The organism is Isoptericola sp. 178 (assembly GCF_030586525.1).
In the GTDB taxonomy this organism is placed as follows: Bacteria; Actinomycetota; Actinomycetes; order Actinomycetales; family Cellulomonadaceae; genus Isoptericola; species Isoptericola sediminis.
Genome location: NZ_JAUQYN010000003.1, coordinates 758,373 through 781,927, shown reverse-complemented (window position 1 = coordinate 781,927; position 23,555 = coordinate 758,373). Strand labels below are relative to the sequence as shown.

Genomic DNA, 23,555 nt, shown 5'->3' with positions numbered 1-23,555 from the left:
CGACGCTCAGTTCCCGACGTCCACCACCAGGCGCACCGGGTCCTCCAGGGTGAACGCCTGGAACGGGCGCGGTTCGCCGTCGACCCCGACGAACGCCGTCGTGGTGCCCTCGAACACGAAGCGGTAGACGACCTGCTCGATCGACCCGCCCGGACCGGCGACCGGGTCGCCGCCGTACTCGGTCACGCCCGAGTCCGTCGGCATCGCCGACCCCGTGATCTCCACCTGCAGCACGGCGTCACCGGCGACGTCGACCGTCTCGCCGCTGCCCGGCTCGACGGCCTCCTCGACGTACTGGACGCGGTAGCCGGGGGTGCCGGTGCCGTCCAGGTCGAACACGACACGGTCGTACTCCTCGTGCGCGCCGACGCGGATGCCGGTGACGGTCAGCATCGCGTCGGCGCTCGGGTCGCCCTCGTCCAGGGCGGTCCCGCCCGCGAACGGCGTGACGGGTTCCGTCGCGCTCGCCGCGTCGGGTGACGGTTCGTCGGGGGTGTCCGTGGGCTCCGCGGTGCCGGCGTCGTCGGTGGCCGACGCCGTGGGCGTCGCGGCGGTGGTCGTCGGCGAGGCGTCCGCCGTCGACACGCCGCCGCCGTAGCCCGACGTCCCCTCGCCGTCGCCGCAGGCGGCCAGCAGGGCACCGAGGGCCAGGAGGGCACAGGTCCCCGCAGCCCGGCGGCGGTGCGATGAAGGGTGCACGGTGCCTCCCTGGTGGACGGGTCCCTCCGACGAGCGTAGGCCCGCCGGCGGTTCCCGGCACCGCGCAGGGACGTGGCGCGTCGGCAGCTCAGGCGGTCGCCCGCTCCAGGGCCTGCGCGAGGTCCGCCCACAGGTCCTCGACGTCCTCGACGCCGACGGAGAGCCGCACGAGGTCCTCCGGCACCGTGGGCGACTCCGTCGCCAGGCGCCGACGCCGTTCCAGCAGCGACTCCACGCCGCCCAGCGAGGTGGCGGGAACCCACAGCCGCACGGCGTCGACCAGCGCGTCCGCGGCGTTCCGGCCGCCGACCGGGCGCACCCCGACCACGGCGCCGAAGTGCGCCATCTGTGCCGCGGCCCGTCCGTGCCCCGGGTCGTCGGGCAGCGAGGGGTGACGCACCTCGGCCACGGCCGGGTGGTCGTGCAGGCGGCGGGCGAGCTCGACGGCGTTGGCCGCGGCCCGCTCGACGCGCAGGTGCAGGGTGCGCAGCCCGCGCAGCGCCAGGAAGACCTCCATCGGCCCGGCGATCGCCCCGTGCAGGGTCCGGTAGGAGCGCACGTCGGCGGCGATCCGGTCGTCGTTCGTCACCACCGCGCCCAGGACGACGTCGGTGTGCCCGGACAGGTACTTCGTCACCGAGTGCACGACGACGTCGGCCCCGAGGGCGAGCGGCTGCTGTCCCAGCGGGGTGGCGAAGGTGTTGTCGACCACGGACCGCACGCCCCGGTCGCGGGCGGCGGCCAGGAGGGCGGGCAGGTCGGCGATCTCCAGCATCGGGTTCGTGGGCGACTCGACCACGAGGAGGTCCGCGCCGTCGAGGGCCGCCACCACGGCCTCGGTGTCCGCGACGTCGACGCGGCGGACCTCGACGTCGTACCGGGCGGCACGGTCGTCGAGGTAGCCCAGCGTGACCTGGTAGGCGTGCCGTGGCACCACGACGGTGCTGCCCGGGGGCAGGTCCCCGATCGCGGCGGCGATGGCGGCCATGCCCGATCCCAGGACGATGCCGTGCTCGCCGCCCTCGAGGGCGGCGAGGGCCTGCTCGAACGACTCCCAGGTCTCGGTGCCACCGCGGGCGTAGAGCGGTTCGTCGCCCGGGATGCCGCGCGAGACGTAGGTCGAGGACAGCACGACCGGTGGGTTGACCGGGCCGCCCTGCACGCGGGACGGGCGGCCGGCCGTCACGGCGACGGTGGCGGGTGCGAGGCTCGGGACGGCATGGGCGGGCGGGTCGGGCGTCATGGCAGCCCAGCCTACGGTCCTCGTCAGGGACGCAGGGCCGGTTCCTCGGCGACGTCGGTGCGCGAGCGGTCGCGTCGGAACCCGATCCAGAGCAGCAGGCCGATCATCCACAGCTCGCCGACGGTGGCGGGCAGCACGAGGACGTCGGCGACCGGACCCGCGTCGGGGGCGAGGACGAGCAGGAACGATTGCAGCAGGTAGCCGACACCCCCGACGAGCAGGAACCAGCCGAGCGCGCGGGGCAGGCCGGACAGCAGCACGAGACGACCCATCGGGATCAGCCAGAGTCCGAAGAACGCCGCACCGGCGAGCCACAGGTTCTCCGAGAGCAGGAACATCTGCTGCGGTCCGGCGGGGTCCCCGGCGAGCGCGGTGCCCAGGGCCGTGCCGAGAGCGGCCGTGCTGCCGAGGATCGCGACGGCGTTCATCATGCCCAGCACGCCGACCGCGGCCGCGGCGAAGGGTTCGACCGGGCGGAAGAGCCGGACGAACCAAAGGGCGGCGAGCGCCTGGCTGACCACCAGGGCGAGCTCGAGAGCGATCCCGACGCGCGCCAGGAGCTCGTGCTCGACGAGCAGGGTCGCGGTGGTCGCGGCGTCGGTCGGGTCGAAGACCAGCGGGCGCACGAGCAGGAAGCCCGCCATGCCGGTGATCCCGAGGGCGAGGTAGAGCAGTCCGGTGGTGCGGGCGACCGGCCGGGAGATGCGCTGGTCCATGATGGGTTCCTTCCGAGAGGCGGAGGGCCGCGTCCTTACGGCGTAAGGCAACCATACGGCGTAAGGTCGAGTGAGGGAAGAGGGGGACGCAGATGGGTTCCGACGGACCGTTGAGCCGCGACCGCGTGCTCGGTGCCGGGGTCGCGCTCGCGGACGCGGACGGTCTCGCCGCGGTGACCATGCGGGGCGTGGCGACGCGGCTCGGCGTCGAGGCGATGTCCCTGTACCACTACCTGCCCGGCAAGAAGGACGAGCTGCTCGACGGCCTCGTCGACGTCGTGGCCGCCCAGATCCATGCCGGGCTGGCGGAGCGGGAGGATCCCGGGGACGACTGGGTGGCGGACGTGAGGTCGCGCTGCCTCGTCGCGCGCGACGTCGTGGTGCGCCACCCGTGGCTGCCCCGGCTGCTCGGGTCACGACCGAACCTCCGGCCAGGGGTCTACCAGCTCTACGACGAGGCGCTCGGCGCGATGGTGCGCGGCGGGTGCTCCTACCGGCTGGCGCACCGCGCGATGCACGCCCTGGGCGGCATGGTGCTCGGGTTCACCCCCGAGGTGTTCGACCCCCAGGCCGGCGACGACGACGTCGCCGAGGAGGAGCTGGCGGCCATGGCCGAGTCCCTGCCCCATCTCACCGCGATGGTCGCCGCCGAGCTGCACGACCCGGCCGACCCGACCCTCGGCTGGTGCGACAGCCAGACCGAGTTCGAGTTCACGCTCGGCCTGCTCCTCGACGGGATCGAGCGGGCCCGCCGCGACGGCGTCTGACCGTCGCGGCGGGCCGCCGGCCCGGACTCAGTCCTGCCGGAGCGGACCGAGCAGGGACTGGGCCACCTGGGCGTGCGCCGACTCGTCGTCGCTGGGCTGGAAGATGCCGGCCAGCACGTCCCGGTAGAGGCGCCCCAGCTCCGAGCGGTGGAAGTACGTCGAGCCGCCCGAGCAGCGGATCGCTTCGTCGACCACGTCGCGGGCGGTCTCGGTCGCGCGGATCTTCAGGCCCGACGTCGCGCGGAACCACCCGGCGCCCCGGTCCTCGAGGGCGTCGATCCCGCCGGCGATCTGGTCGATCTGGGGCCAGATCCCGTCCTGGGCCAGCGCCGCGGCGGCGATGCGCCGGCGGATGTCCGGGTCCTGGGAGTACGCCTTGCCGGTCTTCATCGAGGTGCGCCGCTCCACCGTGGACACCGCCAGCTCGAGCGCGCGGTCGGCGATGCCCGCGTACACGGCGGCGAGCAGGATCTCGAAGCTGGTGAAGATCCCCAGCACGTAGGGGTCCAGGCTCGGACCCGGCGCGATCCGACGCATGACCCGTTCGGCGGGGGCGTGCGCACCGTCGAGCACCGTGGTGCACGACTGCGACGCCCGCATGCCGATCGTGTCCCAGTCGTCGAGGATCTCGAACCCGCCGCCGTCGCGCGTGATGAAGGCGTGCACGATGCGCGGGTCGTCCGGGTCGGTCGTGCTGTCCAGCCCCATGACGCCCAGCCGGGTCCACCCCGGGGAGTTCGACGTGAAGATCTTGCGGCCGTGGAAGGTGTAGCCACCCTCGCCGTCGGGCCGGGCCTCGGTGCGCGACCCCAGCAGCACGAGGTCGTTGCCGGCCTCGGAGTACCCGAACCCGAAGACCTCCCCGGCCGCCGCCTCGGCGAGGAGCCAGTCGAGCGTGTCGTCGCCCCGCTCGTGCAGGTAGCGGGCGACGCCCGTCCACACGTGGTGCATGTTGACGGCCAGCGCGGTGGCCGGTGCCGCCCCGGCCAGCCGGGACTGCTCGTGGCACAGCTCGCGCAGGGAGAGTCCCCGCCCGCCCGTCGAGGTCGGCACGAGCGCCCCGAGATAGCCGGCGGTCCGCAGGTCGTCCAGGTCGTCGGCGAAGAACGAGTTCTCCCGGTCGTGGATCGCGGCCCGGCCACGGATGGTGGCCAGCAGGTCGTCGGAGAGCAGCGTCGTCATGCCCCGATTCAAACATCGGTGCGGGCTGCCGACCGACGCCGGGCTAGGGTGGCGCCAGCAGCGGTCGCCGAGGACCGCGTCGGAGAGAGGAGCCACCGTTGGTCGTCCGAAGCCCGCACCCGGATGTCGAGATCCCCGACCTCAGCCTGTACGACTTCCTGTTCGGTTCCCTGACCGAGGAGGACCTCGGCAGGACCGCCGTCGTCGACGGCCCGACCGGCGAGGCCACGACCTTCGGTGCCCTGCGCGCCCAGGTGGACGCCGTCGCCGGTGCCGTCGCGGCCCGCGGCCTCGGCGTCGGTGACGTGGTCGCCCTGCACAGCCCGAACGTCCCGGCCTTCATCAGCGTCTTCCACGGACTGCTGCGGGCCGGTGTCACCGTCACCACGCTCAACGCGCTCGCCTCCGGGCCCGAGGTGGGCAAGCAGCTCACCGCCTCCGGGTCGAAGGCGCTGATCACCGTGTCGCCCCTGCTGGCGCAGGCCACGGAGGGCGCCGAGGCCGCCGGGCTCTCGCGCGACGACGTCGTCGTCATGGACGGCGCCGAGGGGTACTCGAACCTGCGCGACCTCCTCGCGGCCGGCGCCCCCGCCCCGGAGGTGTCCTTCGACCCCGCCACCCACCTGGCGGTGCTGCCGTACTCCTCGGGCACGACCGGCCTGCCCAAGGGTGTGATGCTGACGCACCGCAACCTCGTGGCCAACGTCCTGCAGTCCGAGCCCTACATCCCGCTGGTGCGCGACGACGTGGTCCCGGCGGTCCTGCCGTTCTTCCACATCTACGGCATGACCGTGCTCATGAACTGCGCCCTGCACCAGCGGTCCACCGTGGTGACGATGCCCCGGTTCGACCTGCCGGAGTACCTGCGCGTCATCACCGAGCACCGGGCGACCGTGCTGTTCGTCGCCCCGCCCATCGCGCTGGCGCTCGCCAAGCACCCGCTCGCGCTCGAGGCCGACCTGTCCAGCGTGCGGATCATGATGTCCGGCGCCGCACCGTTCGACGCCCAGCTCGCGGCAGCCGTCGGGGAACGGCTGCCCCGGGCCCGTGTCATGCAGGGCTACGGCATGAGCGAGATGTCACCCGTCTCCCACGTCGTGCCGTTCGACCGGGACGACATCGATCCCGGCTCGATCGGGCTGCTGGTGCCCAACATGCTGGCCAAGGTCGTGGACCCCGCCACCGGTGAGGAGATCGAGCAGCCGGCCGAGGGCACGAGCGCTCCCGGCGAGCTGCTCTGCGCCGGCCCGAACGTCATGGTCGGCTACCTGGGCAACGAGGCCGAGACGCGCGACACCATCGACGCCGACGGGTTCCTGCACACCGGGGACGTGGTGACCGTCGACGCCGAGGAGATCCCCAAGGCGTTCGTCGTGCGGGCTGAGGGCGCGGAGCTCAGCGCGGAGGACGTGATGGAGTACGTGGCCGCCCGGGTCGCGCCCTACAAGAAGGTCCGTGCCGTGCAGTTCACCCACGCCGTCCCCAAGTCGGCGTCGGGCAAGATCCTGCGCAAGGAGCTGCGCGCGGCGTGACGGCGACCGCGTGCCGGAGCGGGTGAGCGGTCCGGTAGGGTCGGGCCGATGCCCGAGACCCAGCCCTCCGCGCCCCCGCGCAAGCCGCGCGTCGCCCTCCTGTTCGGAGGCCGTTCCGGCGAGCACGCGATCTCCGCCGCCACCGCCGCCGGGGTGCTCGGCGCGATCGACCGTGACGCCTACGACGTCGTCCCGATCGGGATCACCCGCGCCGGGCGCTGGGTGGTCGCCGAGGACGACGCCGAGCGCTGGAGGATCACGGCGGGCCGGCTGCCCGAGGTGACCTCCGACGAGGGTGCCGAGGTGGTCCTGTCCCTGACCGCGGGCGAGCGCACCCTGCGCACGCTGGAGCCCGGGCAGGTCCCCGACGTGCTCGGTCAGGTCGACGTCGTCTTCCCGCTGCTGCACGGGCCGTTCGGCGAGGACGGCACGGTCCAGGGGCTGCTGGAGCTGGCCGACGTGCGGTACGTCGGCGCCGGGGTGCTGGCGTCCGCGGTCGGGATGGACAAGCACTTCATGAAGCTCGTCCTGGCCGGGCACGGCATCCCCGTCGGGCCCTACGAGGTCATCAAGCCCCACGACTGGGACGCCGACCCCGAGGCCTGCGTCGCCCGCGTCGAGCGGCTCGGGCTGCCCGTCTTCGTCAAGCCCGCCCGGGCGGGGTCGTCGCTCGGCATCACCCGGGTGGACGTGCTCGAGGACCTGCCGGCCGCCGTGGAGGAGGCCCGCGAGCACGACCCGAAGGTGATCGTGGAGGCCGGGATCGAGGGCCGCGAGATCGAGTGCGCGGTGCTCGGCGGCCGCGGCGGAGACCGCGCGCGGGCGTCGCTGCCCGGGGAGATCGTCGTGGACGGCACGCACGCCTTCTACGACTTCGAGGCCAAGTACCTCGACGAGGCGCACGTCGAGCTGTCGTGCCCCGCCGACCTCCCCGAGCCGGTGATCGCCGAGGTCCGCGACCTCGCCGTCCGCACCTTCGAGGCCGTGGAGGCCGAGGGGCTGTCGCGCGTCGACGTGTTCGTCACGCCCGAGCAGCAGGTCGTCGTCAACGAGATCAACACCATGCCGGGGTTCACCCCGTTCTCGATGTACCCGCGCATGTGGGAGGCGACCGGGATGAGCTACCCGGCGCTGGTCGACGAGCTGATCCAGCTCGCCCTCGAGAGGCCGACCGGGCTGCGCTGACCTGCTCGTCGGACGCCGGCACGACGCCGGTGCGTCGGACCGTCCGTGCCGCTACGTTGACCATGTCCGGTCGAGGAGGCGTGCGATGGCGCGACGGTGGGCTGTGTGCGGTGCCGTGCACCGGTCGATCACGACGACCACGGTCGCCGGCCTGCTCCTGGCGACCGGTGCCTGCGGTGCGCTGACGGGGGTGCGCGTGGAGGAGGCCGGCGGTCACGTCGCCCTGGTCCAGCTGGTCAGGCAGGGCGGCATGGACGCCGCATGGGCCGGTGTGCTGGCCCTCGACGACGACGGCTGCTGGGGCCTCGCGTCCGAGGCGGATTCCGACGACGTGCGGGTGGTCGTCTGGCCCGCCGGGTTCTCGGTGGCGGACGACGGGCGCCTCGTGGCGGACGACGGGACGGCGTGGACCAGTGGTGACGCCGTCGTCGGTGCGGGCGGCGAGCACGACGACCTGCGCGGCGCCGTGGGTGACGTCGCCGACGCCTGCGTCGAGGCCGGTGAGCCGGGTCTGGAGCTGTGGCGGGCGGAGCTCGGCTAGCTCAGGTGCAGCTCCTGGTCGCCGGGATCAGGGAGACGGCGGACGTCAGGTCGGCGATGAACGACGTCGAGTGGTCCGTCGTCACCGACGGCGGCACGGTCACGTCGATCGCGGGGGTCCGGCCGTAGGTCGTGAAACGCCAGGTGCCGCTGTCGTTGGTCTCCACGACCCAGTCCACGGAACCGTTGGCCGTGTCGATCCGCTGGCAGTCCGGGGAGGGGCCCGGCTCCTCGACCCCGCACCGCAGCGTGACCGCGGCGCCCGGTGAGCCCCAGGCGGCCGTCGACTGGGCGTTGACGTCGGCGCGCTCCAGGTCCCCGGCGACGACGTCCGGCAGTGCCAGCATCACGGGTGCGCAGTCGGGGTTCGCGGCGTCCTCGCCCGGCTCGACCCCGATCGTCGGGGTGCAGCCGGCGAGCAGCACGAGGCACGGCGGGGCGAGCAGGGCGGCGAGTCGACGGACGAGCACGTGCCTACGGTAACCGTCTCCGTCACGGCCCGGCGTCCGGTTAGGGTTCGGTCGTGACCGACCCCATCCTGCGCGTGCGCGACCTCGACGAGACCGCGCTCCTGGCACGCATCTTCCCGCTCCTGCCCGTCGGCGAGGGGGTCGACGTCGGGCCGGGTGACGACGCGGCGGTGGTGCGCGCCGCCGACGGACGTTTCGTCGTGACCACGGACGTCCTCGTCGAGGGCCGCCACTTCCGCCGCGAGTGGTCGGGCGGGTACGACGTCGGGTACCGGGCGGCGGTCCAGAACCTCGCCGACGTCGCTGCCATGGGAGCGCGCGCGACGTCCATGGTGGTCTCCCTGGTGATGCCTGCCGACCTGCCGGTGCAGTGGGTGACCGACCTCGCGCGTGGTCTGGCCGACGCCTCCGGTCCGGCGACGGTCGTCGGCGGCGACCTGTCCGGCGGTGACGCGGTGGTCGTGTCCGTCACGGTCCACGGCGACCTCGCCGGGCGGGCGCCGGTGCTGCGATCGGGTGCGCGTCCGGGCGACGTCGTCGCGCACGCCGGCGTGCTCGGCGCCTCGGCCGCCGGGTTCGACCTGCTCACCAGCGGAGCGGCGACGCCCGACGACGGTGCGCCCGGCGCCGCGACGTCACGCACGCCCTACGTCGCCGCGTACCTGCGCCCGGAGGCCCCGCTCGAGGCCGGGCCCGCGGCGGCGCTCGCGGGGGCGACGGCGATGCTCGACGTCTCGGACGGGCTGCTGCGGGACGCGGGCCGGCTCGCCCGCGCCAGCGGTGTGGACGTCGACCTCGCCGAGGGTGCGTTGATGCGCGACGTGACCGCGCTGGTCCCTGCCGCCGTCGAGGTCGCCGTGGCGACGGAGGATCCCGACGGGGCCGACCGGGCGCGGACCTGGGTGCTGTCCGGGGGAGAGGACCACGGGCTGCTCGCGACCTTCCCCGCGGAGGTGGCCGACCGGGGGCTGCCGAACGGCTTCCGGCTGGTCGGCGACGTCAGGGCGCCGGCGGACGACGCGCCGCGCGTGCTGCTCGACGGCGAGGTCCCGCACGTCGCGACCGGGTGGGACCACTTCCGTCCCTGATCCTGGCGCGTACCGTCGGCTGCGCTCCGGGTCAGCGCTCGGGCTCCCGGACGAAGCGGACCTCGGTCACGGGCACGTCGGCGTAGTCCTCCATGCGCTCGATCCCGTCGGGCTGGAAGCCGTGCCGCCGGTAGAAGTGGTGGGCCCGGGCGTTCTCGGACAGCACCCACAGGGTGATGCGGGCCTGCGGGCCGACCTCCCCGAGCATCGTGCGCATCAGGTCGCGGGCCACGCCGCGACCCCAGGACTCCGGGTCGAGGTAGATCGCGTAGAGCTCGAGGCAGCCGTCCTCGGCGTCCTCGTCGCGGGACGGCCCCCAGCTCGCGAAGCCGAGCGTGCGCCCGTCGGCCTCGGCGACGACGGTCGTGCTGTTCTCCTGGCCGAGGGACTTCTCCCAGGTCCGGGTCTGCTCGTCCACGTCGAGGGAGTCGAGGTAGTCGGACGGCAGGACGTGGGCGTACGCGCTGCGCCACGAGGTCAGGTGCACCCGGGCGATGGCGCCGGCGTCCGAGGGGTTCGCCGAACGGATCACCACGTCGTTGTCGGTCTCGACCATCATGGATTCAGACTGCCACGGTCCGCCGGGCACGCCAAGAGGTATTGGTGAACGGTTCACGAACTCTTTGCAGTTCATGGGCGGCGGTTCACGGGCCGTGATCGCACGACAGACGCCCGCCGGGTCGGACCCGACGGGCGTCTGTCGATGATGTCGCCGTGCGGCGGAGGCTCAGGCCTGGCGCTGCACCTTGCCGGCCTTGAGGCACGAGGTGCACACGTTCACGCGCTTGGGGGTGCCCGCGACGACGGCGCGCACGCGCTGGATGTTCGGGTTCCAGCGGCGCTTGGTCCGGATGTGGGAGTGCGAAACGCTGTGCCCGAAGCCCGGGCCCTTGCCGCAGACGTCGCAGTTGGCAGCCACGGTGTCTCCTGAATCGTCGTGTCACGTCGCGCGCCAGCAGGGCAGCAGGACGTGAAGGTCGGTGGTCTTGGGGGGTGCCCGGAGTCCAGGCAACCACATGATGATAGCGGATCGCCGCGGAAACCCTCAACGCTCCCGCGACGTGCCCTCCGTCACCGCTACGGTGGGCAGCGTGGATCAGCCCGAGCTCCTGGACGCCGTCGTGGTGCGCACCTGGGCGCACACGGTGGTCGAGGCCCTCGACACCGCCCGACCGGAGCTCGACGGGGTCAACGTGTTCCCCGTCGCCGACGGCGACACGGGGACCAACATGTACCTGACCGTGCGCGAGGCCGCCGGGGCTGTCCACGACGCGGATGCTGGCAGCGGCGGGGCCAAGCTGCTGCGGGTCGCCGCCCGGGCCGCCCTGCTCGGCGCCCGCGGCAACTCCGGGGTCATCCTCAGCGAGTGGCTGCGCGGGTTCGCGGTCGCCGCGAGCCGGCAGGACACCTTGGGAGTCGGTCTGGACGTCGCGGCACGGTCGGCCCGCCGCGCCGTGGCGCACCCGATGCCCGGCACGATCCTCACGGCCGCCGACGCCGCGGCGGCCGCTGCCCGGCACGCCGAGGCCGGTGGCATGGTGGGGCCGCTCGGGGCGCCGCGACGGCTCAGCGTGCTCGACGCCGCCCGGCGAGGGGCGCGGGAGGCGGCCCTGCGCAGCGTCGGGTCGCTGGCGCCCCTGCGCGACGCCGGGGTGCTCGACGCCGGGGCCTGCGGCCTGGTCCTGGTGCTCGCGTCCCTGGCCGCCGCCCAGCAGGCTGCGGGAGAGGCGGGGGTCTCGCCGGTGCCCGGCGCCACGGCGCCCGTGCTGCTCGACATGGACCTGCGCGGCCACGCCCCCGTCGGCGACGACGTGGCGGCGGAGGTGCCCGCCGACGTCGCCGAACCGGAGTCCGGCGGCCTCGACGAGGTCGAGCTGATGTTCGTGCTGCACCGCTCCGCCGACGCGGACGGGTTCGTCCCGGGGGCCGTGGCCGACGCCCTGCGTGCCGACCTCGACCGGGTCGGCAACTCCGTCGTCGTGGTCGGCGGCAGCGCCGACGACGTGGACTCGCTCTGGCAGGCGCACGTGCACGCACCGGACCTCGACGCGGCCCTGGCGGTGCCCCGACGCTGGGCCGAGCGGGGCGCCATCTCCCACGTCCACGTGCGCCACCTCGCGGTGCCCCCCACCGACTGGGCCGTGGTGGTGACGACCTCGGCACCGGCGCTGGCCGCCGAGCTCGCCACCGGCGGTGCGGTCGTGCTGCTGGACCTCGACACCGCTCCCGCCGTCGACGACCTGGCGCAGGCGGCGGTCGCTGCCGGGACCCCGAACGTGCTCGTCATGGCCTCGCCGGAGCTGCTGGAGGGGCTGGACGACGCGATCGACGACCTGGTCGCCCGGGACGTCGCCCACGGGGGTCCGGGTGACCAGCCCCGGCTCGCGGCGGTGCCGGCCCCCGACGACGTCCACCTCGTCACCGCGGTGTCGGCGCTCGCCGGTGCGCTGGACGCGGTGCGGGCCGGCGGGGACGCCCTCGACGTGCCGGGCGTGGTGCTGTCGGCGCACCGGCGGCTGCGGGCCGACCGGGTGGCCGCCGCCGACGCCGCGACCGCCGTCGCCCGGTTGGTCGAGGAGTGCGAGGACCCCGGGATCGTCGCCGTGCTGCCCGACGCCGACGTCGGAGCGGTCGTGCTGGGGCAGGTCGTGGACCGGGCCGCCGCGTGCGCGCCCGGGGCCGACGTCGTCGTGCTCGCCACCGGCCGCCCGGGTGACCGGGTCGGGATCGGCGTCGAGCCGGTCGAGGACGTCGTCGACGACGCGCTGCTGCCCCTGCGCGACGGGGGCGGGCGATGACCCCGCGGCTGTCCGAGCCGCTGACCGCCACCCTGGGCAAGCGGGCCGCGGGGCCGCTCGAGAAGATGGGTCTGGTCACGATCGACGACCTGCTCCGGCACTACCCGCGCCGTTACGGCGAACCCGGCACCCTCACCGACATGGACCGCCTGCAGCTCGGGGAGCACGTCACCGTGATGGCACGCGTCGCGAGCGCCACGGTGCGCCCGATGCGCAGCCGCGGCGGCGCCCTGCTGCAGGCGACGGTGACCGACGGACGGCACGAGCTGGCCCTGACCTTCTTCGCCAAGCGCCCCGGCGCGCTGCGCCCGCACGAGGACAAGCTGCGTCCGGGGCGGTCGGGGCTGTTCACCGGTGTGGTCTCCGAGTACCGCGGCACCCGCCAGCTCACCCACCCGGACTACGTGCTGGTCGGGGTCGACGCCGACGACGACGAGTCCGCCCTGAGCGAGGCCTCGCGCCCGATCCCGATCTACCCGGCCACCGCCGCGGTGCCGACGTGGCGCATCCAGCGGGCCGTGCGCACCGTCCTGGACCCGCTCACGGAGGACGACGTGCCCGACCCCGTCCCGGACGAGGTCCGCACCCGGCTGGCGCTGCCGACCCGGCTGGACGCCCTGCGTGCCGTGCACGTGCCGGAGGCGGCGCAGGACTGGCAGGCGGGACGGCGCCGGCTGCGGTTCGAGGAGGCCTTCGTGCTGCAGGCGGCGCTCGCCCAGCGTCGCTCCGCCGTCGCCGAGCAGGAGGCCACCGCGCGGCCGCCCCGCCCCGACGGCGAGGGCGGTCTGCTCGCCGACTTCGACGCCGCCCTGCCGTTCACGCTCACCGGGGGCCAGCGCGCGGTGGGGGACGAGATCGCCGGCGAGCTCGCCCGCCCGCGCCCGATGCAGCGCCTGCTGCAGGGCGAGGTGGGATCCGGCAAGACGGTCGTGGCGCTGCGGGCGATGCTGCAGGTCATCGATGCCGGTGGGCAGGCGGCGCTGCTCGCCCCCACCGAGGTGCTCGCTGCGCAGCACGCCCGCACGCTGCGCGCGATGCTGGGCCCGCTCGCCGAGGGCGGCCTGCTCGGCGGAGCGGCCCACGGCACCCGCGTCGCCCTGCTCACCGGCTCGCTGAACGCGGCCGCCCGCAAGGAGGCGCTGCTGGACGCCGCCGGCGGCGAGGCGGGGATCGTCGTGGGCACGCACGCGCTGCTGGGCGACCAGGTGCAGTTCGCCGACCTGGGGCTGGTCGTCGTCGACGAGCAGCACCGGTTCGGCGTCGAGCAGCGGGACGCCCTGCGGGCCAAGGCCCGGGTGGCCCCGCACCTGCTGGTCATGACCGCCACACCCATCCCGCGCACGGTGGCGATGACGGTGTTCGGCGACCTCACCACCTCGACCCTCACCGAGATCCCGGCGGGGCGCTCCGGCATCACCTCCCACGTCGTCCCCGCGGACAACCCCCGGTGGATGCAACGGGTGTGGGAGAAGGTCCGCGAGGAGGTCGACGCCGGCCGGCGGGCCTACGTGGTGTGCCCGCGCATCCATCCCGACGACGACGGCGACGCCTCGGCACGGCGGGCGGGGGCGGGACAGGACTTCGACGAGGTCCCGGAGTTCCTCGAGCTCACCGAGCCCGACGGCGGTGGCACCGACCGAGCCCCGCTGCGTGCCGTGCTCGAGGTCGCGGAGTCGCTGCGCGCCGAGCCGCGGCTCGCGGGCGTCGAGGTCGGGGTGCTGCACGGCCAGATGGCACCCGCCGACAAGGAGTCCGCGATGGCGCGGTTCGCCGCCGGCCAGGCACCCGTGCTGGTGTCCACGACCGTCGTCGAGGTCGGTGTCGACGTGCCCGAGGCCACCGTCATGGTGGTCTTCGACGCCGACCGGTTCGGCATCTCCCAGCTCCACCAGCTGCGGGGCCGCATCGGTCGCGGAGCCGACCCGGGCCTGTGCCTGCTGGTGTCGACCGCGCGGCCCGGCACCCCGGCCGCCGCCCGCGTCGAGGCGCTGGCCGCCACCACCGACGGGTTCGAGCTCGCCACCCTCGACCTCGAGCTGCGTTCCGAGGGCGACGTGCTCGGCGCCGCGCAGTCCGGACGCACCAGCTCCCTGCGCCTGCTCCGCGTGGTCCAGGACGCCGACCTCATCGACTCGGCGCGCACCGAGGCCACCGGGGTCGTCGACGCCGACCCCGGCCTCGGTCAGCACCCCGTGCTGGCCGCGGCGATCGCCGTCCAGCTCGACGCCGAGCAGGAGGAGTTCCTCGAGCGCGCCTGAGCGCGCCGATCCGCTCCCGACGCCGTCGTGCCCCACCGACCGTTGTGGGCATGAGATCTGCAGCCCCGGTCCGCCGGGGTGCTGCAGATTTCATGCCCACAACGGTCGGTGGTGGGCGCAGGTAGAGTCCGGGCCATGACCAGGATCGTCGCCGGAACCGTCGGTGGGCGGTCGTTGACCGTGCCGCCGTCGGGCACCCGCCCCACCAGCGAACGCGTCCGGGAGGCGATGTTCTCGCGGCTCGAGCACCTCGGCGTCGTCGACGGCGCCCGTGTGCTGGACCTCTTCGCGGGGTCGGGCGCGCTCGGCCTCGAGGCCGCCAGCCGCGGCGCGGTCGAGGTCCTGCTCGTCGACGCGGCGCGGCAGGCCGCCGACATCGCCCGCCGCAACGCCGCCGACCTCGGCCTGGACCGCGTCGTGCGCGTGCTCGCCGAACCGGCTGAGCGGGCGACGGCCCGGATCGCGGCCGACGGTGGGCCCGGCGACGGGTTCGACCTCGTGCTCATCGACCCGCCCTACGACCTGGACCCGGGCGTGCTCAACCGGGTGCTCGCCGACCTGGCCGTCCCGGGCGTGCTGGCGCCCGACGCCGTCGTCGTCCTCGAGCAGGCCCGGCGGGGCGCACCCTTCGTCTGGCCGGACGCGCTCGTCGAGCTGTCGGCCAAGCGGTACGGGGACACGGTCGTGCACTACGCCGAACGGCGGCAGGCCGAGGAAGGTCCCACGGAAACGTGACCGCCCGACCTACCGTGGGCGACGTGAGCATCGCCGTCTGTCCCGGGTCCTTCGACCCGATCACGCTCGGGCACCTCGACATCGTGCGTCGGGCGAACCGCCTGTTCGACGTCGTCGTGGTGGGGGTCGCCCGCAACGCCGCCAAGAACGCCCTGCTGACCGCCGACCAGCGGGTCGACCTGGTGCGTGCCGCCGTCGCGGACGACCCGGAGACCGCCGACGTCCGCGTCGACGTGGTCCCGGGCCTGCTGGTGGACTTCTGCCGCGAGGTCGGGGCGGCCGCCGTCGTCAAGGGGCTGCGCGGCGGCGCCGACTTCGACGGTGAGCACCCCATGGCCCTGATGAACCGCCACCTGAGCGGTGTGGAGACGATCTTCCTGCCGGCGGAGCCGCGGTACGCGCACGTGGCGTCGTCGCTGGTCAAGGACATCGCCCGGCACGGCGGGCCGATCGACGATCTCGTCCCGTCCGCCGCGGCCGAGGCGGTGCGCTCCACCGTGGCGCACCGTGCGTGAGGAGCACGACATGACCGACACCCCGAACCCGACGGCCGGACTGCTGGAGATCATCGACGACCTGGCCGCCCTCGTGGAGGAAGCGCGCACGTCACCGCTGTCGACCAACATCAAGATCGACCGCGACCAGGCGCTGGGGCTCGTGGCCGAGCTGCGCGACAACCTGCCCACCCAGGTCGCCCGGGCGGACGAGGTGCTGGCGGACGCCGAACGCACCCTCGAGGACGCCCACCGCCGTGCCGAGGAGATCGTGGCCACGGCGCGGGCGCGCGCCATCGAGCTGGTGCAGGACGAGCAGGTCGTCGTCCAGGCGGAGTCCCGCGCGGCGGACATCGTCGCCGAGGCGGAGCGCAGGGCCGCGGCGCTGCGCGCCGACGCCGACGAGTACTGCGACGGGCGGCTGGCCGACTTCGAGGCCGACCTGGGGCGGCTGACCACCCAGGTCCGGGCGGGCCGGTCGAAGCTGGCCGAGCGTCTGGGCACGGGGTCGCCGCGCGTGCGCTGGGACGCGGTCTCCGACCCCGAGTGGCCGGACGAGGACGACCCGGGCGACCGCCGCAGCGCCTGACGCCGGCGGTCGACGGGGCCGGCGCCGTTGCGTACGTCACGTCGTCGGTGCGTTGGCCCGCGCGGGGCGATCGCGTAGACTGAACCGCTGGTCCGTGAGGACCGTCCCACCTGCACACCGCGCCGTGCTCGGCGCCGTCGTCTGGAGCATCACCATCACCACCGCCAAGCGCTCGCCGCTCGTGCTCGACACGCACGAGCTCACGCGGCGTCCCGGAACCATGCGGGAGGTCGCGACCGTCGTCGCCGCGCCCGCAGACCTGGGCACGGCGGTCATCGGGGTGCCCGAGGGCGCCGACCTGACCCTCGGGCTGCGTCTCGAGGCCGTCATGGAGGGCGTGCTCGTCTCCGGCGTCGTGCGCGGCACCGCCGTCGGTGAGTGCGCGCGATGCCTGGACCCGATCTCCCAGGAGGTCACCGTCCGTGTCCAGGAGCTCTTCGTCTACCCCGAGCGCGCCGAGGCCGCCGAGGAAGCCGGGGACGAGGAGGCCGAGGACGAGGCCCTGCTGATCGACGACCAGGCGGACATCGAACCCGTGGTTCGGGATTCCCTGGTCACTGCACTACCATTTCAACCGCTGTGCCGGCCGGACTGCCCCGGTCTGTGCTCCGAGTGCGGAGCACGGCTGGAGGACGACCCCGAGCACCACCACGACATCGTCGACCCCCGATGGGCGGCGCTGCAGACCATGCTCGAGGAGTCGAGCGTGTCCGACGAGACGAAAGAGAGCTGACCGTGGCTGTTCCCAAGCGCAAGATGTCGCGCAGCAACACCCGCGCGCGCCGCTCGCAGTGGAAGACCACCGCAGCGCCGCTCGCGACCTGCCCCCAGTGCAAGGGCCAGAAGCTGTCGCACGCCGCGTGCCCGACCTGCGGCTCCTACAAGGGCCGTCAGTACGCCGAGGCGCTGCGCACCGAGCACGCGGGCTGACATGCCTGCACGCGGCAACGGAGAACGTCCGGAGCCGTCAGCACTTCTCGAGAAGCTCGGGGTCCATCTGGATCCCGAGCTTCTCGTGCTTGCCCTGACCCACCGGTCGTTCGCGCACGAGGCCGGCGGGATCCCCACCAACGAGCGCCTCGAGTTCCTCGGGGACACGGTGCTCGGGCTGGTGGTGACCGAGGCGCTGTACCGGCGCCATCCGGACAAGCCCGAGGGCGAGCTCGCGAAGATGCGGGCGGCGACGGTCTCGCAGCGGTCCCTCGCGGCGGTGGCCCGCCGGCTCGAGCTGGGCCGCTACGTCCTGCTGGGCAAGGGCGAGAAGCGCACCCGCGGGTTCGACAAGGACTCGATCCTGTCCGACACCGTCGAGGCGCTGCTCGGAGCCACCTACCTCTCGCACGGCCTCGAGGTCGCGCGCGAGCTGGTCCTCCGGCTGGTCGACGACACGATGGAGGCGGCGGCCGACCTCGGGGCCGGGCTGGACTGGAAGACCTCCCTGCAGGAGGCGGTCGCCGAGCGCGGGTTCGACGCCCCCGTCTACGAGGTCACCGGTGAGGGCCCCGAGCACGCCCGCCGCTTCTCGGCGCAGGTCACCGCCGGTCCCGTGACGGGGTTCGGCGAGGGCACCGCGAAGAAGCACGCCGAGCAGGCCGCCGCCGCGCAGGCCTACCGCGCCGTGATCGCCCTGCCGCTGCCCGGCCAGGCGCAGGACGCGGGCGCCCGTCCGGGGGAGCAGCCGGCCGGTGCCTGAGCTCCCCGAGGTCGAGACCGTCCGCGACGGCCTCGACCGGCTCGTGACCGGCGCCGTCGTGCGCGACGTCGAGGTGTTCCGGGACTACTCCGTGCGCCGGCACGAGGGCGGGCCGACCGGGTTCGCCGACCAGCTCAGCGGCCGCCGGCTGGCCGGCGCCGCGCGCCGCGGCAAGTACCTCTGGCTCCCGCTGACCGACCCCGCCGCCACGGGCGACCCGGCGTCCGCGCTGCTGGCGCACCTGGGCATGTCCGGCCAGCTCCTCGTGCGCGATCCGGCCGTCGCGGGGGAGTGGGCGCACCCCCACCTGCGGGTCAGGGTCCACCTGGACGAGGCGCCGTCGGGGGCGCACTACCTGGACTTCGTCGACCAGCGCACCTTCGGGCACCTCTCCGTCACCGACCTCGCCCCGACGCCGGACGGCGCACCCGGCGGGCACGGCAGCCCGCTGGCCGCGGTGCCGGAACCCGTGGCGCACATCGGCCGCGACCTGCTCGACCCCGCGCTCGACCGGGACACGCTGGTCGAACGCATCCGCCGGCGTCGGACCGGGATCAAGCGGGCGCTGCTCGACCAGACCGTCGTGTCCGGGGTGGGCAACATCTACGCCGACGAGGCCCTGTGGCGGGCCCGCGTGCACTACGCCCGGGCGACGGACACGATGACGCGCCCCGTCGTGCGGCGCGTGCTTGACGCCGCCACGGAGGTCATGGCCGAGGCGCTGACGCAGGGCGGCACGAGCTTCGACGCCCTGTACGTCAACGTCAACGGCGAGTCCGGCTACTTCTCGCGGTCGCTGGCCGTCTACGGCCGCCTCGGCGAGGCCTGCCCGCGCTGCGGGACGCCCGTGCGCCGGGACGAGTTCATGAACCGGTCGTCGTACACCTGCCCGCGCTGCCAGCCGCGCCCCCGCCACGGCCGCTGGTGACCGCGCAGAATTCCCTCGCGTCCGCCGACGGGCACCCCTAGGGTCGCGACCATGGCGTGTCGACTCAGCGAGCTGGTGCTCGAGTGCAAGGACCCCGAGGCGTTGGCGAGGTTCTGGTGCGAGGTCCTCGACTACGTGGTGCTCGACGAGGACCACGGCGCCCTGGAGATCGGGCCGCGGTCCGGGTTCGGTGGCCCGCAGCCGACGATCATCCTCAGTCCGCACCCGGACCCCGAGCCGGCGAAGCCGCGGCTGCACCTCGACGTCAACCCGACCGACCGTGACCAGGACGCCGAGCTCGAGCGTCTCCTGGCGCTGGGTGCACGCCCGGCCGACGTCGGCCAGACGGGCGACGAGCCGTGGCACGTGCTCGCCGACCCCGAGGGCAACGAGTTCTGCCTGCTGCGTCGGCGGCTCGACCTGCTGCCGGTGGACTCCGCGCCCTAGGCTCGGACCATGACGGTGCACCTCGCGCGTGTGTACACCGAGCCCGGTCCCGACGACGGCCGTCGGGTGCTGGCCGACCGGCTCTGGCCGCGGGGCGTGCGCAAGGGCGACCCACGGGTCGGCGTCTGGCTCCAGGACGTCGCGCCCTCGACCGAGCTGCGTCGCTGGTACTCCCACGACCCGGACCGTGCCGCCGAGTTCCGTGACCGGTACCGGGCCGAGCTGGAGACGCCGGGGCCGGGGGCGGACGCACTCGCCGAGCTGCGCGACATCGCGCGACAGGGAACGGTCACGCTGGTGACCTCCACCCGCGAGGTCGACGGCAGCCACCTGCCGGTGCTGGCCGAGCTGCTCGCCGACGACCCCGGGCGCTGACAGCGGGCGTGGCCCGTCCGCGTCACTACGCTAGAGCGGAACCGCTTCATGGAGGGTGGCTGAGCCCATGTCCCTGACGACCGTGGAGACGGACGACGGCCGGCTGCCGGTCTACCTCGCGCGTCCTGCCGGGAGACCGCCGTGGCCGGGCGTGGTGGTGATCCACGACGCCCTGGGCATGACGAGCGACCTGCGTCGCCAGTGCGAGTGGCTCGCCGACCACGGGTTCCTCGCCGTCGCGCCCGACCTGCTGCACCACGGGCCGCGGCTGTGGTGCGTGGTGTCGGCGATGCGCTCCCTCGTGCGCCGCCGGGGCCGCGGGTTCGACGAGCTCGAGGCGACCCGGTCCTGGCTGGCCGCCCACGAGGACTGCACCGGGCGGGTGGGCGTCATCGGCTTCTGCCTCGGCGGCGGTTTCGCGGTGCTGCTCGCGGGCGGCGGCCGGTACCAGGCGGCGAGCGTCAACTACGGCGGTGTCCCCGAGGACGCGGACGAGCTCCTCGCCGACGCCTGCCCGGTCCTCGGCAGCTACGGGGCGCTGGACCGCAGCCTGGCCGATGCCCCCGCCCGGCTCGAGCGGGCCCTGACCCGCGCCGAGGTCCCGCACCAGGTCACCGTCTACGAGGGTGCCGGGCACTCGTTCCTCAACGACCACCCCCGCGAGGAGATGCCGCTGTGGGCGCTCGTCCCGGGGCGGTTCGTCCGGTCCGGCTACCACGCCGACTCCGCCGACGCCGCGCGCCGGCGCATCGTGGCCTTCTTCGACGAGCACCTCGGGTCGAGCGACGACGGGCACCGCTCGTGACCCGGCACCGGTCGCATCGCCGCGTGCCCTACCGCGCACTCGGCGGAGGCCCTAGGCTCGGACCACCGTGACCAGCACCGTCGAAGGAGACCGCGTGGACGACGCCCAGATGATCGGCTCGCTGACGACGCTCGCGGGGCCGATGGCGGCGTCGTTCCTCACCGGACGCTACTGGGAGGCCCGAGACCTGCGGGACCCGCGGCAGCACGGGTGGTTCGCGCTCTACCTCGGGGCCGTGCTCGTCCTGCTCGTGGCCGTGCTGGCGACGTCCTCGGTGGAGGACCGGCTGCGCGCGGTCGGGCTGTTCTTCGGCGTGACCATCGTCGCGACCCTCGTCCAGGAGCGCCGGTACCGACGTCAGCAGCGGATGCCCGCCGCTCCCGAGACCGCCGGGTCGTGAGCCTTCCGCCCCGGCGGCCGGTCAGCGCGCGACGACGTTCTCCAGCGCCGCGGCCCCGCCCTCGCGCCACCGCCGCACCTGCGCGGTGACGAACGCGGACGCCTCCTGCGGCCGCCCGCCCGCGACGTGCGGGGTGAGGATCAGGTGCGGGGTGTCCCAGAGCGCGGAGTCGGCGGGCAGCGGCTCGGTCTCGGTGACGTCGAGGGCGGCCCCGGCGATCGATCCCGAGCGCAGCGCCTCGGCCAGGGCCGCCTCGTCGACCGTGGTGCCGCGTCCGGCGTTGACGAACCGGGCGTGGGCCGGCAGCAGCGCGAGGACCGACGCGTCCAGCGCGTGGTGGGTGGCCGCGGTCGCGGGCAGCAGGGAGATCAGCACGTCCGTCGTCGGCAGCAGCTCGGCCAGGCGGTCCTGGCCGACCACCGGACGGCCGTACCGCTCACCGCCCGACGACGCCACGCCCGTGACGTGGGCGCCCAGGGCCTCGAGCAGCGGGGTGAGCCGAGCAGCGATCGACCCGAAGCCCCAGATCACGACGTGCGCGCCGTGCAGCGTGAACGCCTGCTCGTCGCGGGCCTGCTCGCGACCGAGGTCCCGGTCCCACGCGTGCCGGCGCTGCGCCTCCAGCGTGCGGTCGATCCGCCGGACGGAGGCGAGCAGCAGGGCGAGGGTGTGCTCGGCCACGGTCGCGTCGTGCAGGCTGCGCCCGGAGGAGATGACCACCTCGGGGGCGAAGCCGGTGGCGAGCGCCTGGTCGGGGCCCGCGTTGAGGGTCTGCACCCAGCGCAGGTTCGTCAGCCGGCGCGCGGCGTCGTCCATGACCCGCTGCGGGCTCGCCCAGGTGACGATCGCCTCGGCGTCCACGTGCGCGGCGGGGATCTCCTCACGCATGACGTAGCCGACGGCGTCCACCCCCTCGACGTCGACGGTCAGGTCGAAGGGCACGTTGCTCGGCACGAGGATCTTCACGGCGGTGACGTTACCCGCCGTGCCACGATGACCCGCATGGAACCTGCGCCTCCGCCCCGCACCGCCGCCCGCTACGACGTCGTGGTCGTCGGGGGAGGGCACAACGGCCTGACGGCCGCCGCCTACCTCGCCCGGGCCGGCCGGTCGGTGCTGCTGCTCGAACGGCTCGACCACGTCGGCGGGGCGTCCGTCTCGGCCCCGGTGTTCGACGGCGTGGACGCGCGGCTGTCGCGGTACTCCTACCTGGTCTCGCTCATGCCGCGCCAGGTCGTCGACGAGCTCGGGCTGTCGCTGCGTCTGGCCCGGCGCCGCTACTCCTCCTACACGCCCGTGGGCGACCGCGGCCTGCTGGTGGACACCGGGTCCGACGACGCCACCCGGGCCTCGTTCGAGGCGATCGGGGCGGGGCGCGACCACACCCGCTGGCAGGAGCTGTCCGCCGACCTGGAGCGGCTGGCGGGTCGGGTCTTCCCCACGGTCACCGAGCCGCTGCTGTCCGCGGCCGAGGCACGCGCCCGGGTGGGCGACGACGCCCTGTGGCGGGCCGTCGTCGAACAGCCGCTCGGCCGGACGCTGCGCGAGCGGTTCGACGCCGACGTCGTGCGCGGCGTGGCGGCCACGGACGGTCTCATCGGGACCTTCGCCGACCTGGACGAGGCCTCGCTGATCCAGAACCGCTGCTTCCTCTACCACGTGATCGGCGGCGGCACGGGGGACTGGGACGTGCCCGTCGGCGGGATGGGGGCGGTCTCCGGTGCGCTGCGCGACGCGGCGCTCGCCGCCGGGGCGACGATCGTCACCGGTGCCGACGTGACGGCGGTCGACCCCGGGCCGACCGGCGGGGACGCCGAGGTCGCGTGGACCGCGGACGGCGGGCGGACCCGCGGGGTGCGGGCCGGGGCGGTCGTCAGCGGGGCGGCCCCCAGCGTGCTGGACGCGCTGCTCGACGCCGCCGGCGCGACGCCGTCGGGCCGGGCCACGGCCGCGGCGCCCGAGGGTGCCCAGCTCAAGGTCAACATGCTGCTGCGTCGGCTGCCGCGGCTGCGCGAGGACGTCGACCCGGTCGCCGCGTTCAGCGGGACCTTCCACGTGCACGAGTCCTTCGACGAGCTGCAGACCGCCCACGCCCAGGCCGCGGCCGGCCGGATCCCCGAGACGCCGCCGTGCGAGATCTACTGCCACTCCCTGACGGACGACACGATCCTGGGTCCCGACCTGCGGGCCGCCGGGGCGCAGACGCTGACGCTGTTCGGGCTGCACATGCCCGCCCGGCTGTTCCGGGAGGACCACGACACCGCCCGCGAGGCGGCGCTCGCGGCCACCCTGCGTTCCCTGGACTCCGTGCTGGCCGAGCCGATCGAGGACGTGCTGTGGCGGGGCCCGGACGGCGAGCCCTGCCTCGAGGCGCGCACGCCGGTGGACCTGGAGCGCAGCGTCGGGCTGCCCGGCGGGCACATCTTCCACCGTGACCTGTCGTGGCCGTGGGCGGACGAGGACACCGACCCCGAGGGACTCGACGCCCCGGGGACCTGGGGCGTGGAGACGCTGCACCCCCAGGTCCTGCTCGCCGGGGCCGGTGCGCGCCGCGGCGGGGGAGTGAGCGGCATCCCGGGCCGGGCGGCCGCCATGGCGCTGCTCGACTGAG

Annotated in this window: 27 protein-coding genes; 19 read left to right on the top strand and 8 right to left on the bottom strand. The window is 74.5% G+C overall.

The window, feature by feature from the left end; genetic code table 11:
* Positions 1-6: 6 nt before the first annotated feature.
* From Q6349_RS12855 to Q6349_RS12845, 3 genes are all read right to left on the bottom strand, one after another.
* Positions 7-699 (bottom strand): hypothetical protein, encoded by a 693-nt coding sequence (locus Q6349_RS12855; RefSeq protein ID WP_304604389.1) that lies wholly within the window; start codon positions 697-699, stop codon positions 7-9.
* 88 nt (positions 700-787) lie between these two features.
* On the bottom strand, positions 788-1,942 hold the full coding sequence (locus tag Q6349_RS12850; protein ID WP_304604388.1) for a PLP-dependent aspartate aminotransferase family protein: 1,155 nt from the start codon (positions 1,940-1,942) through the stop codon (positions 788-790).
* Positions 1,943-1,965: 23 nt separating this feature from the next.
* A complete protein-coding gene (locus Q6349_RS12845; RefSeq protein ID WP_304604387.1) occupies positions 1,966-2,658 on the bottom strand; it encodes a DUF4386 domain-containing protein in 693 nt (230 codons plus the stop codon).
* Positions 2,659-2,750: 92 nt separating this feature from the next.
* Here Q6349_RS12845 and Q6349_RS12840 point away from each other — a divergent pair, with 92 nt between their 5' ends.
* Entirely contained in the window at positions 2,751-3,425 is a 675-nt protein-coding gene (locus tag Q6349_RS12840) for a TetR/AcrR family transcriptional regulator (RefSeq protein WP_171247222.1), read from the top strand.
* A gap of 27 nt (positions 3,426-3,452) precedes the next feature.
* Here Q6349_RS12840 and Q6349_RS12835 read toward each other — a convergent pair whose 3' ends face one another.
* Positions 3,453-4,607 carry an acyl-CoA dehydrogenase family protein gene (locus Q6349_RS12835; protein WP_304604386.1) on the bottom strand — a complete coding sequence of 385 codons (1,155 nt, stop codon included), beginning with the start codon at positions 4,605-4,607 and terminating at the stop codon, positions 3,453-3,455.
* A gap of 98 nt (positions 4,608-4,705) precedes the next feature.
* Here Q6349_RS12835 and Q6349_RS12830 point away from each other — a divergent pair, with 98 nt between their 5' ends.
* The 3 genes from Q6349_RS12830 (at position 4,706) to Q6349_RS12820 (ending at position 7,865) form a co-directional block, all read left to right on the top strand.
* Positions 4,706-6,139, top strand: a complete 1,434-nt coding sequence (locus Q6349_RS12830) for an AMP-binding protein (protein ID WP_304604385.1) — start codon at positions 4,706-4,708, stop codon at positions 6,137-6,139.
* A 48-nt stretch (positions 6,140-6,187) separates the two neighbouring features.
* Positions 6,188-7,324 carry a D-alanine--D-alanine ligase family protein gene (locus Q6349_RS12825; RefSeq protein WP_171247219.1) on the top strand — a complete coding sequence of 379 codons (1,137 nt, stop codon included), beginning with the start codon at positions 6,188-6,190 and terminating at the stop codon, positions 7,322-7,324.
* Positions 7,325-7,409: 85 nt separating this feature from the next.
* Positions 7,410-7,865, top strand: coding sequence for a hypothetical protein (locus tag Q6349_RS12820; protein WP_304604384.1), 456 nt, complete (start codon positions 7,410-7,412; stop codon positions 7,863-7,865).
* A 1-nt stretch (position 7,866) separates the two neighbouring features.
* Here the strand turns inward: Q6349_RS12820 and Q6349_RS12815 are convergent, their stop codons facing one another.
* Positions 7,867-8,334, bottom strand: a complete 468-nt coding sequence (locus tag Q6349_RS12815; RefSeq protein WP_304604383.1) for a DUF3515 family protein — start codon at positions 8,332-8,334, stop codon at positions 7,867-7,869.
* Positions 8,335-8,387: 53 nt separating this feature from the next.
* On the opposite strand from Q6349_RS12815, the gene Q6349_RS12810 reads away from it, so the two are divergent.
* Entirely contained in the window at positions 8,388-9,422 is a 1,035-nt protein-coding gene (locus tag Q6349_RS12810; protein WP_304604382.1) for a thiamine-phosphate kinase, read from the top strand.
* A gap of 31 nt (positions 9,423-9,453) precedes the next feature.
* Here the strand turns inward: Q6349_RS12810 and Q6349_RS12805 are convergent, their stop codons facing one another.
* On the bottom strand, positions 9,454-9,981 hold the full coding sequence (locus tag Q6349_RS12805) for a GNAT family N-acetyltransferase (protein ID WP_304604381.1): 528 nt from the start codon (positions 9,979-9,981) through the stop codon (positions 9,454-9,456).
* A 168-nt stretch (positions 9,982-10,149) separates the two neighbouring features.
* Positions 10,150-10,341, bottom strand: a complete 192-nt coding sequence (gene rpmB, locus Q6349_RS12800) for a 50S ribosomal protein L28 (protein WP_171247217.1) — start codon at positions 10,339-10,341, stop codon at positions 10,150-10,152.
* Between the two features lie 172 nt (positions 10,342-10,513).
* Between rpmB and Q6349_RS12795 the strand changes: the two genes are divergently transcribed.
* From Q6349_RS12795 to Q6349_RS12735, 13 genes are all read left to right on the top strand, one after another.
* Positions 10,514-12,220, top strand: a complete 1,707-nt coding sequence (locus Q6349_RS12795; RefSeq protein ID WP_304604380.1) for a DAK2 domain-containing protein — start codon at positions 10,514-10,516, stop codon at positions 12,218-12,220.
* A complete protein-coding gene (locus tag Q6349_RS12790) occupies positions 12,217-14,478 on the top strand; it encodes an ATP-dependent DNA helicase RecG (protein ID WP_304604379.1) in 2,262 nt (753 codons plus the stop codon). The genes Q6349_RS12795 and Q6349_RS12790 overlap by 4 nt, the downstream gene beginning before the upstream one ends.
* Positions 14,479-14,613: 135 nt before the next feature.
* Positions 14,614-15,213, top strand: a complete 600-nt coding sequence (rsmD, locus tag Q6349_RS12785) for a 16S rRNA (guanine(966)-N(2))-methyltransferase RsmD (RefSeq protein ID WP_304604378.1) — start codon at positions 14,614-14,616, stop codon at positions 15,211-15,213.
* Positions 15,214-15,236: 23 nt separating this feature from the next.
* Positions 15,237-15,728 carry a pantetheine-phosphate adenylyltransferase gene (gene coaD / locus Q6349_RS12780; RefSeq protein ID WP_304604377.1) on the top strand — a complete coding sequence of 164 codons (492 nt, stop codon included), beginning with the start codon at positions 15,237-15,239 and terminating at the stop codon, positions 15,726-15,728.
* A gap of 10 nt (positions 15,729-15,738) precedes the next feature.
* Positions 15,739-16,296, top strand: a complete 558-nt coding sequence (locus Q6349_RS12775; protein ID WP_304604376.1) for a hypothetical protein — start codon at positions 15,739-15,741, stop codon at positions 16,294-16,296.
* 181 nt (positions 16,297-16,477) lie between these two features.
* Positions 16,478-17,029, top strand: a complete 552-nt coding sequence (locus Q6349_RS12770) for a DUF177 domain-containing protein (protein ID WP_304604474.1) — start codon at positions 16,478-16,480, stop codon at positions 17,027-17,029.
* 2 nt (positions 17,030-17,031) lie between these two features.
* Positions 17,032-17,226: a 50S ribosomal protein L32 gene (gene rpmF / locus Q6349_RS12765; protein ID WP_171247212.1), complete on the top strand. Its 195-nt coding sequence runs from the start codon at positions 17,032-17,034 to the stop codon at positions 17,224-17,226.
* 1 nt (position 17,227) lies between these two features.
* Positions 17,228-17,989 (top strand): ribonuclease III, encoded by a 762-nt coding sequence (gene rnc, locus Q6349_RS12760; protein ID WP_304604375.1) that lies wholly within the window; start codon positions 17,228-17,230, stop codon positions 17,987-17,989.
* Complete coding sequence (mutM, locus tag Q6349_RS12755) at positions 17,982-18,917, top strand: bifunctional DNA-formamidopyrimidine glycosylase/DNA-(apurinic or apyrimidinic site) lyase (RefSeq protein WP_304604374.1); 936 nt, start codon at positions 17,982-17,984, stop codon at positions 18,915-18,917. Before rnc ends, mutM begins: the two co-directional genes overlap by 8 nt.
* A gap of 51 nt (positions 18,918-18,968) precedes the next feature.
* Positions 18,969-19,364, top strand: a complete 396-nt coding sequence (locus tag Q6349_RS12750; protein WP_304604373.1) for a VOC family protein — start codon at positions 18,969-18,971, stop codon at positions 19,362-19,364.
* A 9-nt stretch (positions 19,365-19,373) separates the two neighbouring features.
* On the top strand, positions 19,374-19,739 hold the full coding sequence (locus Q6349_RS12745; RefSeq protein ID WP_304604372.1) for a DUF488 domain-containing protein: 366 nt from the start codon (positions 19,374-19,376) through the stop codon (positions 19,737-19,739).
* A 67-nt stretch (positions 19,740-19,806) separates the two neighbouring features.
* Positions 19,807-20,544 carry a dienelactone hydrolase family protein gene (locus tag Q6349_RS12740; RefSeq protein WP_304604371.1) on the top strand — a complete coding sequence of 246 codons (738 nt, stop codon included), beginning with the start codon at positions 19,807-19,809 and terminating at the stop codon, positions 20,542-20,544.
* Between the two features lie 67 nt (positions 20,545-20,611).
* The gene (locus Q6349_RS12735) at positions 20,612-20,944 is read left to right on the top strand and encodes a hypothetical protein (protein ID WP_304604370.1); all 333 of its coding nucleotides are present in this window, start codon (positions 20,612-20,614) and stop codon (positions 20,942-20,944) included.
* 21 nt (positions 20,945-20,965) lie between these two features.
* Here Q6349_RS12735 and Q6349_RS12730 read toward each other — a convergent pair whose 3' ends face one another.
* Entirely contained in the window at positions 20,966-21,910 is a 945-nt protein-coding gene (locus Q6349_RS12730; protein ID WP_304604369.1) for an NAD(P)-dependent oxidoreductase, read from the bottom strand.
* Positions 21,911-21,946: 36 nt separating this feature from the next.
* Between Q6349_RS12730 and Q6349_RS12725 the strand changes: the two genes are divergently transcribed.
* Complete coding sequence (locus Q6349_RS12725; protein ID WP_304604368.1) at positions 21,947-23,554, top strand: NAD(P)/FAD-dependent oxidoreductase; 1,608 nt, start codon at positions 21,947-21,949, stop codon at positions 23,552-23,554.
* Position 23,555: the final 1 nt, after the last annotated feature.